This window comes from Aeromonas mytilicola subsp. aquatica (genome assembly GCF_044336385.1).
Lineage (GTDB): Bacteria > Pseudomonadota > Gammaproteobacteria > Enterobacterales > Aeromonadaceae > Aeromonas > Aeromonas rivipollensis.
The window spans coordinates 201,576-218,571 of the sequence record NZ_CP172298.1 but is presented as its reverse complement, the minus strand read 5'-3'; the positions used below and the strand labels follow the sequence as shown (position 1 = coordinate 218,571).

Annotated in this window: 15 protein-coding genes and 1 pseudogene; 7 read left to right on the top strand and 9 right to left on the bottom strand. The window is 59.8% G+C overall.

What is annotated here, in order from left to right:
* Positions 1-32 precede the first annotated feature (32 nt).
* Positions 33-941: a bifunctional GNAT family N-acetyltransferase/hotdog fold thioesterase gene (locus tag ACFWHB_RS01035; RefSeq protein WP_025325359.1), complete on the bottom strand. Its 909-nt coding sequence runs from the start codon at positions 939-941 to the stop codon at positions 33-35.
* A 173-nt stretch (positions 942-1,114) separates the two neighbouring features.
* Between ACFWHB_RS01035 and ACFWHB_RS01030 the strand changes: the two genes are divergently transcribed.
* Positions 1,115-1,768 (top strand): spermidine synthase, encoded by a 654-nt coding sequence (locus ACFWHB_RS01030; protein ID WP_106887815.1) that lies wholly within the window; start codon positions 1,115-1,117, stop codon positions 1,766-1,768.
* Between the two features lie 98 nt (positions 1,769-1,866).
* Here ACFWHB_RS01030 and dtd read toward each other — a convergent pair whose 3' ends face one another.
* From dtd to typA, 4 genes and pseudogenes are all read right to left on the bottom strand, one after another.
* Positions 1,867-2,304, bottom strand: a complete 438-nt coding sequence (gene dtd / locus ACFWHB_RS01025; RefSeq protein WP_395949300.1) for a D-aminoacyl-tRNA deacylase — start codon at positions 2,302-2,304, stop codon at positions 1,867-1,869.
* Positions 2,305-2,432: 128 nt separating this feature from the next.
* Positions 2,433-2,519 (bottom strand): annotated as a pseudogene (locus tag ACFWHB_RS01020) (ribonuclease BN); the annotation flags it as partial.
* 60 nt (positions 2,520-2,579) lie between these two features.
* Positions 2,580-3,452 (bottom strand): virulence factor BrkB family protein, encoded by an 873-nt coding sequence (locus ACFWHB_RS01015; RefSeq protein WP_395949299.1) that lies wholly within the window; start codon positions 3,450-3,452, stop codon positions 2,580-2,582.
* A 177-nt stretch (positions 3,453-3,629) separates the two neighbouring features.
* Positions 3,630-5,441, bottom strand: a complete 1,812-nt coding sequence (gene typA, locus ACFWHB_RS01010; RefSeq protein ID WP_041206669.1) for a translational GTPase TypA — start codon at positions 5,439-5,441, stop codon at positions 3,630-3,632.
* A 350-nt stretch (positions 5,442-5,791) separates the two neighbouring features.
* Here typA and glnA point away from each other — a divergent pair, with 350 nt between their 5' ends.
* The 5 genes from glnA to add all read left to right on the top strand — a co-directional run bounded on the left by glnA (position 5,792) and on the right by add (position 11,689).
* Positions 5,792-7,201, top strand: coding sequence for a glutamate--ammonia ligase (gene glnA, locus ACFWHB_RS01005; protein WP_025325354.1), 1,410 nt, complete (start codon positions 5,792-5,794; stop codon positions 7,199-7,201).
* A 198-nt stretch (positions 7,202-7,399) separates the two neighbouring features.
* Entirely contained in the window at positions 7,400-7,975 is a 576-nt protein-coding gene (locus ACFWHB_RS01000) for a DUF4124 domain-containing protein (protein WP_041206668.1), read from the top strand.
* Between the two features lie 86 nt (positions 7,976-8,061).
* Positions 8,062-9,117 carry a nitrogen regulation protein NR(II) gene (gene glnL, locus ACFWHB_RS00995; RefSeq protein WP_041206667.1) on the top strand — a complete coding sequence of 352 codons (1,056 nt, stop codon included), beginning with the start codon at positions 8,062-8,064 and terminating at the stop codon, positions 9,115-9,117.
* Positions 9,118-9,126: 9 nt separating this feature from the next.
* Positions 9,127-10,545, top strand: a complete 1,419-nt coding sequence (gene glnG, locus ACFWHB_RS00990; RefSeq protein WP_106885257.1) for a nitrogen regulation protein NR(I) — start codon at positions 9,127-9,129, stop codon at positions 10,543-10,545.
* 142 nt (positions 10,546-10,687) lie between these two features.
* Entirely contained in the window at positions 10,688-11,689 is a 1,002-nt protein-coding gene (add, locus tag ACFWHB_RS00985; protein WP_111911637.1) for an adenosine deaminase, read from the top strand.
* Between the two features lie 76 nt (positions 11,690-11,765).
* Here the strand turns inward: add and hemN are convergent, their stop codons facing one another.
* From hemN to ACFWHB_RS00965, 4 genes are all read right to left on the bottom strand, one after another.
* The gene (gene hemN, locus ACFWHB_RS00980) at positions 11,766-13,139 is read right to left on the bottom strand and encodes an oxygen-independent coproporphyrinogen III oxidase (RefSeq protein WP_111911639.1); all 1,374 of its coding nucleotides are present in this window, start codon (positions 13,137-13,139) and stop codon (positions 11,766-11,768) included.
* A 31-nt stretch (positions 13,140-13,170) separates the two neighbouring features.
* Positions 13,171-13,611, bottom strand: a complete 441-nt coding sequence (locus tag ACFWHB_RS00975; protein ID WP_111911641.1) for a DUF2489 domain-containing protein — start codon at positions 13,609-13,611, stop codon at positions 13,171-13,173.
* An 11-nt stretch (positions 13,612-13,622) separates the two neighbouring features.
* Complete coding sequence (yihI, locus tag ACFWHB_RS00970; protein WP_111911643.1) at positions 13,623-14,198, bottom strand: Der GTPase-activating protein YihI; 576 nt, start codon at positions 14,196-14,198, stop codon at positions 13,623-13,625.
* 795 nt (positions 14,199-14,993) lie between these two features.
* Positions 14,994-15,611: a c-type cytochrome gene (locus tag ACFWHB_RS00965; RefSeq protein ID WP_041206664.1), complete on the bottom strand. Its 618-nt coding sequence runs from the start codon at positions 15,609-15,611 to the stop codon at positions 14,994-14,996.
* 143 nt (positions 15,612-15,754) lie between these two features.
* On the opposite strand from ACFWHB_RS00965, the gene yihA reads away from it, so the two are divergent.
* On the top strand, positions 15,755-16,411 hold the full coding sequence (yihA, locus tag ACFWHB_RS00960) for a ribosome biogenesis GTP-binding protein YihA/YsxC (protein WP_395949298.1): 657 nt from the start codon (positions 15,755-15,757) through the stop codon (positions 16,409-16,411).
* Positions 16,412-16,996: the final 585 nt, after the last annotated feature.

Here is a 16,996-nt window from a genome sequence, read left to right as displayed (position 1 = left end):
GCCTTGTTGCTAACGGATGTCGGACGGCGGGGTCAGTGTCCCGCCCGCTTGATGGGCAGCACCACGTACTGGCCGACAAACTCCACCGCCAGCTTGCGGCCGCTGAACAGCTGCACCCGCAGGCTGAACTTGGCGGACTCCCCGTTCTTGAGCGGCGCCAGCACGGCGGGCATCCCCTCCCGGGCGACCCTGGCCTCCGGCTCCTCGCTCACGGGTCTGTAATATTTGATGTTGCCCTCAGCCAGCACTGTATCCCCACCCAGACCGGCCTCCTTGAGCTGCAGCCAGATGAGGCCCCAGCCCGCCAGCACGCACTGACTGTAGATGCTGCCGGCGAACATGGTGTCGTGGACGTTGAGGTTGGCCGCCAGGTTGGCCTTGAGGTGGAAGGTCTGGCCATCGTAGTGGGTGATGTGCACCCCCATCTTCTCGCTGATGGGGATCCCCCTCGACCAGCGGGTGGTGAGATCCTGACACCACTCGGGGCGATACTGGATGGTCTGCAGCGGACTGATGGATTTGATCATCTGTCGATGGGGAATACGACCGAAGGAGACGGGCCCCTCACCCACCTCGAGAAAACCGCACCTGCGATAGAACTCTACCGCCTCCTGGCGCGCGTTCATCACCAGCCGTTTCACCTTCTCGTCCCGGGCAAGCTGTTCGAGATCCTCCACCATGCGGGCCCCTAGCCCCTGACCGCGAAACTCCGGGCGCAGCGCCATAAAGCGGATCTGGGCCTCGTCACCCCCGATGAAGAGGCGACCGACGGCGATGGGGGTACCGTCTTCGGCCAGCATCAGCCGATGAATGGCGACGGTATCGTATTCGTCACGCTCGGAGCCCACGGGCAGATTGAAGGGCTTGCGTAGGAGTTCCCAGCGTAACTGGTAGTAGGCATCCAGCTCGGCTGGGGTTTGGGGGGTAACTACCCGGTACATAAAGAGATCCTTGAGTTTGCGCCGACGGGCAGATTGAAGAGCTTGCGCACCAATGCCTCCCAGCGCAGCTGGTAGTAAGAGCCCCGCTCGGCTGCCGTTTGAGGAGTGACCACCCGGTACATAGCGACATCCTTGAGTTACACTGGTCGAAAGCCATCTTGCCGTGCAAATTCATGGACTTCAATCTGCAAGCGTACCAAGCCGATCACTTATTGCACCTCAGCGCCAAACCCGAACGCCGCCTCTCCATCCTGGAAAATGCCCGCCACCGCTGGCTGGAAATGGACGGCGTGGTGCAATCCGCCATGAGCCTGAGCCAGCCGGAACACCTCTGCCTGCCCCATCAACAGAGCATCGCCGAGCGGCTACCCGCAGAGGCGAGCCGGATCCTGGAGCTGGGGTTGGGAGGGGGGGATCTCACCCGTCATCTGGGGGCGCGCTGGCCCGAAGCCCGCCACGACTGCGTGGATCTGGACGCCGAGATCCTCACCCTGTTCCAGCAGTTCTTCCAGGATGCCTCGCAGCGCCCCCCTAGGCTGCATCATGCGGACGCCCTGCACTTCCTGCTCCAGAGCCAGGACGCCTACGATCTGGTGCTGCTGGACTTGTTCAGCCAGGACGGCAATCCCCTGCTGCTGTTCCAGGCGCCCATCTATCAGGCGTTGGCCAGATGCCTGCACGGCACCCTCATCGTCAACCTGCTGCCACGGACCCACCTCGAACTGGCGCAGGCGAAACGGCTGGCCGAGGAGTGGATAGGCCCCACCAGCGCCCACGGGGTGCCGGGTTATCGCAACGTCATATTGCACGCCACCAATCTCGCCTAGGGCCTGTTGCGGGCCCTCACTCTTGCTGGCGGGTCGCCGCGAGAGCCCTCGGCAGGGTGAAAAGCCAGGCATCCTCGGCCTGGCGCCAGCAATGATACCTACACCTGCAGCCAGAAGGTCACGGGGCCGTCGTTGAGCAGCCTGACCTTCATGTCGGCGGCAAAACGTCCTGTCTCGGTCGGCATGCCGCCCTCCTTGGCCCGGGCAACGAAGTAGTCACAGAGCCGCTCGGCATCGCTCGGGTGGGCACCGCCGGAGAAGCTGGGTCGCATCCCCTTGCCGGTATCCGCCGCCAGGGTGAACTGGGAGACCACCAGCAGGCTGCCTCCGACCTGGCCCACATTGAGGTTCATCTTGCCCTCTGCATCGGAGAAGATGCGATAGCCGCTCACCTTGTGCAGCAGCTTGTCGGCCTTGGCCTCATCGTCCCCCTGCTCTACCCCGAGCAGCACCAGCAACCCCTGGCCTATGGCCCCGGTCACCTCTCCCTCGACGGTCACGCTGGCCTCGGATACCCGTTGGATCAATGCAATCACATCCCTCTCCTCTCAAAACAGAACGACCGCCGCCGTCGTCATGACGGGGCGGTCGTTGATGCTACCAATAAATGCCCTGCCCGGGCCAACGCCTTTCCCGCCGGGATCGGGGCTATGGCAGGCTGGCCTCAGGCCAGCTCCTCGTTGCCCGGTTTCTCGTATTCCCCCAGGCAGGCGGTGGTCTCCGCGCCGAGCAAGACCACCAACCAACTCAGAGTGTTTACAAAGGCCCAGACGAACAGAATGGATATCGGTGCCAACAATGAGCAGCTGACTCAGGCCAGCTCCTCGTTGCCGGGCTTCTCATACTCTCCGAGGCAGGCGGTGGTCTCCGCACCGAGCAAGACTACCAACCAACTTAGATACACCCAGACGAACAGAATGGGGATGGTCGCCAGGGCGCCGTAGATGGCCTGATAGGAGGGGAAGTTGGTGATGTAGATGGAGAAGCCGCGCTTGGCCAGCTCGAACAGGGTGGCCGCCACCAGGGCGCCGATCAAGGCGTGGGTCAGCCGCACCTTGCAGTTGGGCACCACGGTATAAATAAGCAGGAAGCCGAACACAGAGAACAGGAACGGCAGGCTGCGCAGCACCAGATATCCTGCGCCAAACAGGCTGTCAGCGGCAAACAGCTTCAGCGACAGTATGTAGGAGGAGATGGCGAGGCTGGCCCCGATGAGCACGGGGCCCAGGGTCAGTATCATCCAGTACATGGCGAAAGCCTGGGCCAGCGGTCGATTCTGGGTCGAACGCCAGATGTAGTTGAGGTTCTTGTCGATGGCCGAGATCAACATCAGGGCCACCACTATCAGGGCGCCTATGCCGACCGCAGTGGTGTTGGTGGCATTGGCCACGAAGCCGTCTATGTACTCCTTGAGCATCTCGCCGGCGGTGGGCACGAAGTTGTGATAGACGAACTGCTCCACCTGCTGTTTCAGGGTCTGGAACACCGGGAAGGCCGACATCATGCCGAACACCACGGCGACCATGGGCACCAGGGAGAGCAGGGTCACATAGGCCAGGTAACCGGCGGTGACCGTCAGCCTGTCCTGCTGGAAACGGCCCCAGACAAACTGGGCAAAATGGGCGCCATCGTGGCGCAAGAAGGAGAGTGCGTGGGCCAGGCGGCCCCGGATTTGCTGCTGCATCTTGATTCTCGTAAGCGTCATCATGCAGATATTGTGTCAGATAGGGTGCCCATCTGACCACCCATGAGCCGATTCGCGGCCATCACCATCGACCAACCCGGAGCAAGAGGCCGCCGCGCGACCATAAAAAAAGAGGCCATAAGGCCTCTCTTTGGTCTGTCGATGAACAGCTATCGATCAAGCACGACCGGCGCGCTTGCGATCCATCTCGGTCAGCAGTTTCTTGCGGATACGGATGGCCTTCGGAGTGATCTCCACCAGCTCATCGTTGTCGATGAACTCGAGAGCCTGCTCCAGGGTCATGCGGATCGGCGGAGTCAGCACCTGGGCTTCGTCGGTACCGGAGGCACGCATGTTGGTCAGCTGTTTGCCCTTCAGGCAGTTGACGGTCAGGTCGTTGGAGCGGGAGTGGATCCCGATCACCTGGCCTTCGTACACTTCGGTCGCGTGACCGATGAACAGACGACCACGGTCTTGCAGACCGAACAGGGCGAAGGTCAGGGCCTTGCCGGTAGCGTTGGAGATCAGCACGCCGTTCTGACGCTCACCGATGCTGCCACCCTTGTGCGGACCGTAATGGTCGAAGGTGTGGTACAGCAGACCGGTACCTGAAGTCATGGTCAGGAACTCGGTCTGGAAGCCGATCAGGCCACGACTCGGGATCATGAAGTCGAGACGGACACGGCCCTTGCCATCCGGGGTCATGTTGGTCATCTCGCCCTTACGCAGGCCGAGTTGCTCCATGACGGAACCTTGGTGGATCTCTTCCACGTCCACGGTCACGGTTTCGAACGGTTCGTGCAGCACGCCGTCAACGGTGCGCAGGATAACTTCCGGACGGGATACCGCCAGCTCGTAGCCTTCGCGACGCATGTTTTCGATCAGGATGGACAGGTGCAGTTCACCACGGCCGGAGACGCGGAACTTGTCCGGATCTTCGGTCTCTTCCACACGCAGGGCCACGTTGTGGACCAGCTCCTGGTTCAGACGCTCCAGAATGTTGCGGGAGGTCACGAACTTGCCTTCTTTGCCGGCGAACGGTGAGGTGTTGACCTGGAAGGTCATGTTCACGGTCGGCTCGTCGACGGAGAGCGGTGGCAGGGCTTCGACAGCATTGTTGTCACAGATGGTGTCGGAGATCTTCAGCTCGCCCAGACCGGTGATGGCGATGATGTCGCCCGCTTGCGCGTCGGCCACTTCGGTACGGGACAGACCCAGGTAACCCAGCACCTGACCGACCTTGCCGGTACGGTTCTTGCCGTTGGCACCAACGATGGTGACCTGCTGGTTGGTCTTGACGCGACCACGGGTGATGCGGCCGATACCGATAACACCGACGTAGGAGTTGTAGTCCAGCTGGGAGATCTGCATCTGGAAGCCACCGGCGGGGTCACCCTTCGGCTGCTCGACGTTGTCAACGATGGCCTGGAACAGGGGTTCCATGTTGTCGGACTCGACGCTCTGGTCCAGGGTGGCCCAACCGTTCAGTGCAGAGGCGTAAACAACCTTGAAGTCCAGTTGCTCATCGGTGGCACCCAGGTTGTCGAACAGGTCGAATACCTGATCCATTACCCAGTCAGGACGAGCACCCGGACGGTCGATCTTGTTGATGACCACGATCGGCTTCAGACCCTGGGCGAAGGCTTTCTGGGTCACGAAACGGGTTTGCGGCATAGGACCGTCAACGGCGTCGACCAGCAGCAGCACGGAGTCAACCATGGACATGACGCGCTCAACTTCACCACCGAAGTCGGCGTGACCCGGGGTATCGACGATGTTGATACGGTAGTCATTCCAGCGGATCGCAGTGTTCTTGGCGAGAATGGTAATACCACGTTCCTTTTCCAGATCGTTGGAATCCATCAGACGCTCTTGACCATCAGTGGTACGGTCCAGGGTTCCAGACTGCTGCAGCAGCTTATCAACCAGGGTAGTTTTGCCGTGGTCTACGTGCGCAATAATCGCAATATTGCGTAAATTCTCTAACATTCTCGCCTCAAATCACCGGGTAAAATTGGGCGCTAATTGTACTCTCGCCTTTGTGATCTGCCTAGCAGAATTGCAGACCATTCGTGTACGACAGGGGATCTGGATCATGGACCCCGCGCCAAAAGCCTGCTTAGATGGCCTTGACACGTAGGCGCACCATCCTGGTGCACCAAAACGATCCAAGGTTGCACCACTTTGAGGCGCAGCCAAGCATGAAAGCGGGAGTCCCGACAGCCTGAAAGGGTGCAAATGCACTGAAATCAAGCTGTCACAAACTTGGCACGATACTGGCTTATGTGAATGTGATGACGCATTCACCCAAAGAGTTTTAACACCGGAGGTTACTTAGCATGTCAGCCCAGAACGTTTTGGCCCTGATCCAGGAACACGAAGTCAAGTTTGTTGATCTGCGTTTTACCGACACCAAGGGTAAAGAGCAGCACGTATCCATTCCTTCCCACCAGGTCGACGAAGACTTCTTCGAAGACGGCAAGATGTTCGATGGCTCCTCCATCGGCGGCTGGAAGGGCATCAACGAGTCTGACATGGTGCTGATGCCGGATCCGGCCTCCGCCAAACTGGACCCGTTCACCGAAGAGACCACGCTGAACATCGTCTGTGACGTGCTTGAACCCGCCACCATGCAAGGTTATGACCGCGATCCGCGCTCCATCGCCAAGCGTGCCGAAGATTTCCTGAAAGCCAGCGGCATCGCTGACACCGTGCTGTTCGGGCCGGAGCCGGAATTCTTCATGTTCGACAACATCACCTTCTCCAACACCATGGGCCACAGCTTCGTGAAGATCGAATCCGAAGAAGCTGCCTGGAACTCGGGTACCGAGTACGAGCACGGCAACAAGGGTCACCGTCCCTTCGTCAAGGGTGGTTACTTCCCGGTTGCGCCGGTTGACTCCTCCCAGGACATCCGTGCCGCCATGTGTCTGGTGCTGGAAGAGATGGGCCAGGTCGTTGAAGCTCACCACCACGAAGTGGCCACTGCCGGTCAGAACGAGATCGCAACCCGCTTCAATACTCTCACCCTGAAAGCTGACGAAGTGCAGGTGCTGAAGTACGTGATCCACAACGTGGCCCACGCCTACAACAAGACAGTCACCTTCATGCCGAAACCCATGTTCGGTGACAACGGCTCCGGCATGCACTGCCACCAGTCCCTGGCCAAGAACGGCGTCAACCTGTTCGCCGGCGACCTGTACGGCGGTCTGTCCGAGATGGCGCTGCACTACATCGGCGGCATCATCAAGCACGCCAAGGCCATCAACGCCTTCGCCAACCCGACCACCAACTCCTACAAGCGTCTGGTGCCGGGCTATGAAGCCCCCGTCATGCTGGCCTACTCCGCCCGCAACCGCTCTGCCTCCATCCGTATCCCGGTGGTGCCGAGCCCGAAAGCACGCCGCATTGAAGTGCGCTTCCCGGATCCGGCTGCCAACCCCTACCTGGCCTTCGCTGCCCAGCTGATGGCCGGTCTGGACGGTATCATCAACAAGATCCATCCGGGCGATGCCATGGACAAGAACTTGTATGACCTGCCGCCGGAAGAAGCCGCAGAAGTGCCGACCGTTGCCGGTTCCCTGGACGAGGCCCTGTCCGCACTGGATGCAGACCGCGAGTTCCTGACCCGTGGCGGCGTCTTCAGCGACGACTTCATCAACTCCTACCTGGAGCTGAAGCAGCATGACGTGGATCGTGTCCGCATGACCCCGCACCCGCTGGAGTTCGAGCTGTACTACTCCGTCTAATCCGGTGCCCATTGCTTCATCATGACAAACCCGCCATCTGGCGGGTTTTTTATCTAAGGGGCTGAAATATCATGACTCATGGCCTCACGCAGCATGGGGCTAGGGCTCAGCGAACCCATTTTTCACCGCCGATCCGACAATAAACCCGACCTTTTTTTCTCTGATAGGATTAAGGTGAACCCCGTCAAGGAGAGATGGATGAAAACAGTACACCCGACATGGACGCTGGGCCTCTTGCTGATGCTCTCCTGCACCGCCCAGGCGGCCAGAGTCTATTCCTGGGTCGACCCTCAAGGGGTGACCCATTACACCGACGCCCCTCCCCCCGGCAAGAACGCCAGGGAGTTAGACCTGCGGGTCTCCCCCCTCATCGGCACCTCGCCCCATTCGGTCCAGGTAGATGACTTCAACAGCCTGACCGGGGTCGATGCCAGGAAGGCCCAGGAAGCGGCCCCCCTGGAGATAGAACTGCTCTCCCCCGAGCCAGGCAGCACATTGCGCGACAACACGGGCAACATCGTCTTCCAGGCACAGGTCCATCCCCAGGCGCCGGTGCAATATGACGTGCGCCTTCTGCTGAACGACAAGGCCATTCCCCTCGTTCACAACAGCCTGGCCATCCGGGTTGAGAACCTCCCTCGCGGCGCCTACGAGGCGCGGCTCGAGCTGCTCACCAAAGACGGTACGATCCTTGCTAAATCCAAAGCAGCCACCTTTTACCTGCATAGAACGACTGTGAATCCGGCTCCCAAAGCCACCCCCAAGGCCAATTAGGGGTGATGTGACGCACCGATGCGGGTAAACTCAATGCACCATATCGGTGCATAACAGGTGTAAAGCACCGTTTTAGGGAGAAACCTGTGCCAACCCGCTCGGATCACGCCAAGACACTCTTGGACAACCTGCTGACCGCCGTCATCCTGATGGATGAGCGGCTCTGCATTCAATTCGTCAACCCGGCGGCCGAACAGCTGCTTTCCCTCAGCGAACGGCGACTGATCGGGATCGAACTGCCCCATCTGCTGGAGCACATCTCCCTCGACCTGCAACGATTCAAGCAGTGCCTCATTTCGGGGCAGGGCTTCACCGACAGCGAAGTCACCCTGGTGGTGGAGGGAGAGCCCAGGCTGGTGGAGATCAGCGTGAGCCCCATGGCCGACCACGAGCAGCGGCTGATGGTGGTGGAGCTGCGCAAAATCGATCAACAGAAGAAGATCAGCCAGGAGCTGCAACAGCATGCCCAGCAGCAAGCCGCCAAGGAGCTGGTGCGCGGGCTGGCCCACGAGATCAAGAACCCCCTCGGGGGTCTGCGCGGCGCGGCCCAGCTGTTGCAAAAGGAGCTGCCGGACCCGGCCCTGCGTGAATACACCGGCATCATCATAGAGCAGGCCGATCGCCTGCGGGTACTGGTCGACCGTCTGCTCGGCCCTCAGCGGCCGGGACGCCATCAGATGCACAATGTGCATTCGGTGCTGGAGCAGGTACGCCGCCTGGTAGACCTGGAGCTGCCGCCCCAGATCCGCATCGAGCGGGACTACGACCCCAGCATTCCCGAGTTCGAGATGGAGCCGGACCAGCTGCAGCAGGCGTTTCTCAACATAGTCCGCAATGCCGCCGAGGCCCTCGGTGACCAGACCGGGCTCATCCGCATCAAGACCCGCACCGCCTTCCAGATCACCATCCACGGCCAGCGCTACCGCCTGGCCGCCGAGATCAAGATCATCGACAACGGCCCCGGCATTCCCGATGCCATTCGCGACACCCTCTTCTACCCCATGATCACCGGCAAGGAGGGGGGCACAGGCCTCGGCCTCTCCATCGCCCAGAACCTGATCGATCAGCACAAGGGACGCATCGACTGCATCAGCTGGCCCGGCCACACCGAATTCACCATCTACCTACCACTTCGCAAGTAAGGGAACCTCATGACAGCAAAAGTGTGGATCGTCGATGACGACAGCTCCATCCGGTGGGTCCTGGAGCGCACCCTTGGTAGCGAAGGCTTCGAATGCGAGAGCTTTGCCGATGGCGAAGCCCTGCTGAGTTCGCTGGAGATGCGCTCGCCGGACGTGATCCTCTCCGACATCCGCATGCCGGGCATAGACGGCCTCAGCCTGCTGGAGCAGATCCACCGCCGCCAGGCGGATCTGCCCATCATCATCATGACGGCGCACTCGGATCTCGACAGCGCGGTCAACGCCTACCAGCGCGGCGCCTTCGAATACCTGCCCAAACCGTTCGACATCGACGAGGCGGTCACCCTGGTGCGCCGCGCCGAGAATCATCTGAAAGAGCAGCGCACCAAGCGCAAGGCTCGCCAGCAGGAGGCCACCACCACCCCGGAGATCATCGGTGAGGCCCCCGCCATGCAGGAGGTGTTTCGCGCCATAGGTCGACTGTCCCGCTCCAGCATCTCGGTGCTGATCAACGGCCAGAGCGGCACCGGCAAGGAGCTGGTCGCCCATGCCCTGCACAAGCACAGCCCGCGCGCCCACAAGAATTTCATCGCCCTCAACATGGCCGCCATCCCGAAGGATCTCATCGAATCCGAACTATTCGGCCATGAGAAAGGGGCCTTCACCGGCGCCAACAACATCCGCCACGGCCGTTTCGAGCAGGCCGACGGCGGCACCCTGTTTCTCGACGAAATAGGCGACATGCCCCTCGACGTCCAGACCCGGCTGCTGCGGGTGCTGGCCGATGGCCAGTTCTACCGGGTCGGCGGCCATCAACCGGTGCAGGTGGACGTGCGGATCATCGCCGCCACCCACCAGAATCTGGAGAAACGGGTCGCCGACGGCGAGTTTCGCGAAGACCTGTTCCACCGCCTCAACGTCATCCGTATCCATATCCCCGCCCTCAAGGAGAGACGGGAGGACATACCCCAGCTGGCCCAGCACTTCCTGCTGAGGGCCGCCAAGGAGCTGAACGTGGAGGCCAAGAGCCTGCACCCGGATACCCAGACCTACATCAGCCGCCTGCCCTGGCCCGGCAACGTGCGCCAGCTGGAGAACGTCTGCCGCTGGTTGACCGTGATGGCCTCGGGCCAGGAGGTGCTGGTCGGCGATCTGCCCACCGAGCTGCTGACCCCCATCACCAGTACGGCGGAACCCGGCCAGCCCGCGCTGACCGGTGGCTGGCAGCAACAACTGCAAGACTGGGTGGCCGCCAAGCTGGCGCTGGGGGAGACCGACATCCTGGCCGATGCCATGCCCCAGTTCGAGCGGATCATGCTGGAGACGGCACTGGAGCACACCCATGGCCACAAGCAGGAGGCCGCCCGCCTGCTCGGCTGGGGTCGCAATACCCTGACCCGCAAGCTCAAGGAACTCGACATTCCCTGAGTCTTCGGGAAAAACGATTCCCATCACGCCTTGAGGGAAAGCCTGACCAATCAGACCCCGTTTGCCTGCAAACGGGGTATCTTTTTCAAGATCCCCGCCTAGAATGGCAGGCTTTCCAACCCGACTCGCAGAAGGCGCCATCATGATTGACAGATCCCTCCCCCTGACCGACCTGCACCGCCATCTGGATGGCAACATCCGTCCGCAGACCATTCTCGAGCTGGGTCGCCTGCACAACATCCAGCTGCCAGCCGATGAGCTGGAGGCCCTGCGCCCTCACGTGCAGATCGTCGAGAACGAGCCGAGTCTGGTGGCCTTCCTGAAGAAACTGGACTGGGGCGTGGCCGTGCTGGCCGATTACGACGCCTGCCGCCGGGTCGCCTACGAGAACGTGGAAGATCTGCTGCGCGCCGGCATCGACTATGCCGAGCTGCGCTTCAGCCCCGCCTACATGGCGATGGCCCACAAGCTGCATCCGCAGGGCGTGGTGGAAGCCATCATCGACGGCGTGGCCGCCGGCAGCCGCGACTTTGGCATCAAGACCAACCTCATCGGCATCATGAGCCGCACCTTCGGCACCGAGCAGTGCAACAAGGAGCTGGCCGCCTGTCTGGCCCACCGTGACAAGCTGGTCGCCATCGATCTGGCCGGTGACGAGCTGGGCTTCCCGGGGGACCTCTTCACCGATCACTTCCGCAAGGTGCGGGATGCGGGTATGCGGGTGACAGTGCACGCAGGTGAAGCGGCCGGCCCCGAGAGCATGTGGCAGGCCATTCGCGATCTGGGCGCCGAGCGTATCGGCCACGGTGTCAAGGCCGTCCAGGATCCGGCCCTGATGGCCTATCTGGCGGAGCACCGCATCGGCATCGAGTCCTGCCTCACCTCCAATATCCAGACCACCACTGTCGCCAGCCTGACCGAGCACCCGATCCGCCAGTTCCTGGCCGCCGGCGTGCTGGCCTGCCTCAACACCGACGACCCCGCAGTGGAAGGCATTGACTTGCCCCATGAATACGAGGTGGCCGCCCCGGCCGCCGGCATGACGGCGAGCGAGATCCGCACCGCCCAGCAGAACGGCCTGACCCTGGCCTTCCTGAGCGATGGCGAGAAAGCCGAGCTGAGCGCCCGCGCCGCCAGCCGCTGAGTCTTGAGCCGCTTGCTTACTCCATAAAAAAACCGCCGAGAGGCGGTTTTTTTATCTTCAGCGCCGGGCTGCCGGTTCAGATCACCCGGGAGAACTGCTGCTGGCGCGCCTTGCTGCGCAGGTAGACATCGAAGCACATGCAGATGTTGCGAATGAGCAGCTGACCGGTGGAGACCACCTCAAGTCCGTCGTCTGTCATGCGCACCAGACCATCGTCGATGAAAGTCTGCAGCAGCTTGAGATCTTCGGCGAAGTACTCCCGGAAGACCAGGTCATGGGCCTGCTCGACGGCGGCGAAGTTCAGGGAGAAGTCGCAGATGAGGCGCTTGATCACCTCGCGGCGGATCAGATCGTCCCGGTTGAGGGAGCACCCCTTCCACTGGGCGTGGCCGAGCGTCTCCACCTGGGCGTAATAGGTTTTGAGATCCTTCTGATTCTGGGAGTAGGCATCCCCCATCATGCTGATGGAAGAGACCCCCAGCCCCAGCAGATCGCAATCCCCCTGGGTGGTGTAGCCCTGGAAGTTGCGGTGCAGCTTGCCCTCGCGCTGGGCCACCGCCAGCTCGTCATCGGGCTTGGCGAAGTGATCCATGCCGATGAACTGATAACCCTGACCGGTGAGGAAGGCGATGGTGTCCTGCAGCATGGCCAGCTTCTCCCGGGGCGCCGGCATGTCTTCCTCCTTCAGCTTGTGCTGGGCGGCGAAGCGGCTCGGCAGGTGGGCATAGTTGAAGATGGAGAGGCGGGCCGGATCCGTCTTGAGCACTTCCTCCAGGGTGTGGTGGAAGCTCTCCCGGTTCTGGTGCGGCAGGCCGTAGATGAGGTCGAGATTGGTGGAGCGGAACCCCAATGCCCGGGCGCGCTCCAGCATGGCGCGGATGAAGTCGTTGTCCTGCTCGCGGTTGACCGCGACCTGGACCGCCTTGTTGAAATCCTGCACGCCGAGGCTAATGCGGTTGAAGCCCAGCTCCCGCAGCACATCCAGCATGGAGAGTTCGATCTCGCGCGGGTCTACCTCTATGCTGATCTCCCCCTCATCCTCAAACCGGAAGTGCTCCCGCAAGATGGCCATCAGGCGACGGGTCTGCCCTTCGTTCAGATAGGTGGGGGTGCCGCCGCCCCAGTGCAGCTGGGTCACCAGCCGGTGTTTGAACAGGGGGGCCTGCGCCTTGATCTCCTGCTCGAGGTAATCGAGGTATTGATCGGCCTTGTGCTGGTGACGGGTGATCACCTTGTTGCAGCCGCAGTAGTAGCAAAGCTTGTGGCAGAAGGGGATGTGCACGTAGAGCGACAGATTGCGCGCCGGATACTGGCCCGCGGCCTGGACGAAGTCCGGATAACCGAAGCCCTCGTTGAACTCCAGCGCGGTGGGATAGGAGGTGTAACGCGGGCCGCTGTAGTTATATTTCTCGATCAGGGCCTGATCCCACACAATCTGTTCTGCTTGCACGCTTACTTCCTCTTTCTTTGTTATCCAGGGCTCACCGGCTTAGCTGAAAGTCCTTCAGTCGGGCGACATCCTTGAGGATCTGCGCCTCCAGCTCGGCCTCGTAGCCGCTGCGTTCGAGATCCATCTTCATCACTTCGTTGCGCTTGAGGGCTCGCCTCGCCTCGTGAGTCGGCATCTCCTTCACCTTCTCGTAGAGGCCATAGAGACCAGGGAATTCATTGGCGAAGGCTCGCCCTCCCTTGATCTGCAAGGCATCCAGCAGGTTGGTCAGCCGGATGGCCCCCTCCGAGTAGTCGCACTGACCATCCCGTACCGCATGGGCTATCACCCTGACGCTGTCGAGGATGCGCTCGTTGCGGGCCGCGATGGCCTGCCGCTGCATGTCGTGCTGACGCTTGAGACGTGCCAGCAGGGTGCCGGCATAGACAGCCAGCCCCAGCAAGACAAGGCCCCCCAGCAGGGCGGCCAGCATCCATCCACTCATCACTTCTTCTTCGGCTCGGGCTTGGGTTCGGGCTGATAGTCAACCTGGCTGAAACGCTCCCACAGCTCTTCCTCGGAGGCAGGCTGTCTTGGCTCTTCATACTCGACGTCGTCAAAATCACCGTCGTCATCTTCGTCGGTGTCTATGATGCCGAGCTCGTCCATCAGCTCCTGATAGCGATCGACGCGCTGATCGACCCAGGCCTGCTCGGCCGCTTCCAGAGTTTCGCCGGCATCCAGTCGATCCAGCAGATCGTTCAGGCGATCATCATTCTCGATGGAGGCCAGCTCCTGCTCGGGCGTCATCACCAACTTCTTCTCTTTTTGTGGTTTGGCCACCACGGACTGGGACTTCTTCTCTTCCACGATCAGCACGACCGGCTTGCGGGAACCGATGCGCGGATCCTTGGCCTGCTTGCCACTACCGCCCTTGTTACCTTGCTCGACCTGCTGACGGGAGCCCGCCTTCAAGCCCTTGCGCTTGGCGGCGCGTTTGCGCTCACGACCTTCCAGGGCACTGGCATCTGATTCTTTGCGCTTGCCGGTAGGCTTGCGGGTGGGTTGTTTGGCCGACATGAATGACTCCGACAAATAACTGGATTGAAACCCCCGGGATTGTTTCGTCCGGGGAGGATGCTGAAGTGGGGAACAGTAAATCTGGAACAAGAGTGGGATCCCGCACCAATTCGACCATATTCGGTCGCTGAACACCGCAGGATCGGCATCCTCTGGGCATGTTGCTGGTATTTTGACACAGAATGCCTTGGCGGGTTAATGACCCAACAGAAAAAAGGCAGCCGAAGCTGCCTTGATCCTGTCATGCGAGTCCCATTCCCTGGCTGCAAATCGCCTTATCCCTGGGCGTACCTCTGCGCATCATGTCGTTAGGTCTTCCTGACCCTTGTTGCTCGATCCTGAATGTGCGTGTGCTTGTCTAACCCATGAGGACAACATCCGGTCGTCTTTCTGGGGTGGTTGCCTCCCGCAGCCCCGCTCATCCCTGGCGGTCACCATCCTGGTCTCTGACTCTCTTGCTCATCACTTGTCTGCTGAGCCGACTCCCTGTCCAACCCGCACGCCAACAGCTCGTCAGGTCATTCCATGAGCTCACTGTAACAATTTCGTAGTCGGGCTCAATCCACCCGGTATGCTTTCAAATGAAGATAAGTGGCCATCTCATTTTTAACATATTGAAAGTTATAGCTTCCGCATCGAAGGCTGAACGCTGTTTCAGCCCCGACCGGACTCGGAAATGGGGGATCTCTTACAACAATGCAGGGCATTTGCAGGCATGGTGCCAGAAGCCCCAAAAAAGAGCAGGGAACCTTGAGAGTTCCCTGCTCTTTTCAACAAGATAGATTCAGGACCTTATCAGTGCAGACCCGCCACGTATTTGGAGAGGGCTTCGATATCCTGATCCGTCAGCTTCTTGGCCACATCCCGCATCATGCCATTGGGGTCATTGTCACGGGCTGCCGCACGGAAGGCGGTGAGCTGCGCCTTGATATACGCAGGGTGCTGCCCCGACAAGCTGGGATACTTGGCCTGCTCGACGCCGGAACCGCGCGGACCATGGCAGGCGGTACAGGCAGCCAGGCCACGTTCCATGTCGCCTCCCATATAGAGCGCCTTGCCTGCGGCAACCACGTCATCGGGCACGGCAACCGGAGTCACCTTCTGGCTGGAGAAGTAGGCCGCCAGGTCGTCCATATCCTGATCGGACAGAGGCAACGCCATGGGTCCCATGATGGGAGCAACCCGACCAGTTTGGCCAGAAGCTGCAGCCTTCAGTTCAACTAATTGTTTTTTGATATATGATGCGTGCTGACCAGCAATCTTGGGATACATGTCGACTGGGCTGTTGCCGTCCGGTCCATGACAGGCCGCACAGACGGCAGCCTTGGTTTGTCCCGCAGCGGCATCGCCCTTGGCTTGTGCCATCCCAGTTACGCCAACCATCAGAGCAAGTGTAATGACTAGGTTCTTCATGGCGTTCCAACTTTCTCGTTATTAGACTTCCAGATCCCATGCCGCCGAAGGCATGTTAAAATAAACGCGTTTAAACGACGCCATTTTACACGATTTCACAAAAAAGTAACTCTATAACCCTCTATCTCTATGGGGAATTTACGTTGGATACACAAACTCTGAATTTCAATAAGGTGCATTTTGTGACCAGCGCACCCGACATCCGCCACCTGCCAAATGATGGGGGTGTCGAGATTGCGTTTGCCGGGCGTTCCAACGCCGGTAAATCATCTGCATTGAATACCTTGACCAAACACAAGAACCTGGCACGGACCAGTAAGACACCGGGCCGTACCCAGCTGATCAACCTGTTTGAACTGGAACCGGGCAAGCGCCTGGTCGACTTGCCGGGCTACGGTTATGCGCAGGTTCCGCTGGAAATGAAGCTCAAGTGGCAAAAGTCACTGGCTGAATACCTGCAGCGCCGCGAATCCTTGAAAGGTCTGGTGATCCTGATGGACATTCGCCATCCGCTCAAAGAGACCGACATGAACATGCTGGAGTGGAGCTCACACCGCGAGCTGCCGGTGATGCTGCTGCTGACCAAGGCAGACAAGCTGAGCCCGGGCCCCCGCAACAACCAGGTGATCAAGGTGCGCCAGGCAGTAGCCGAGCTGGGTCCGCAGATCCAGGTTGAAGCCTTCTCCTCCCTCAACAACATAGGCGTCGAGAAGTTGGCCCAGACCCTGAGCGGCTGGTATCTGTCCAATGCCGAAACCGCTTCGTTCGACACAGAAGAAGACCACCAGATCGAGGAGTAAATCGCTCCTCTTCTTGCTGCAATGAGCGGAGTTGGCCCTCCGCTGATTGAAAGACTTTCAGTTTTTCCCTGCCTGGGCCTGTCCCGCGTCCCCTTCTGTTACAACCTCTGTTACAACCCATCCCTATAGCTTATAAGTCTTGTACATCAGAGAGATAGGACGTTAGGCTGCTGTGAGAATTAACTTTCACTCTCTTTGACACCGTTTTCATCCGTCCCACCAAACAAACCGGGAATAATGCCGAACATCAACAAAACTGAAAATTTATTACAAGAAAGGAATAGGAAGGGATAAAAATGAGGCCAGTCTCGCTGTCGCGGACCGGCCTGAAGAAATGAGTTCAAAAAATTGGGAAAAAGCGAGTTCTCGAGAACAAAGACGATTGGTTTTCCTCAAGAAACATCCCTATTCTAACAAAAGATTGTCCAGTTTAAAGCATTTACTCTAAACACTTCGCATAAAAAAACACCCCGACGATGACTCATCGGGGCTGCTATTCAGCCACATTCAATTACGTGAAATAAAAGGTCTGAAAGATAGAACATCTTACCTCTGTACCCTACGCCGATAACTGTATAGCAAAGC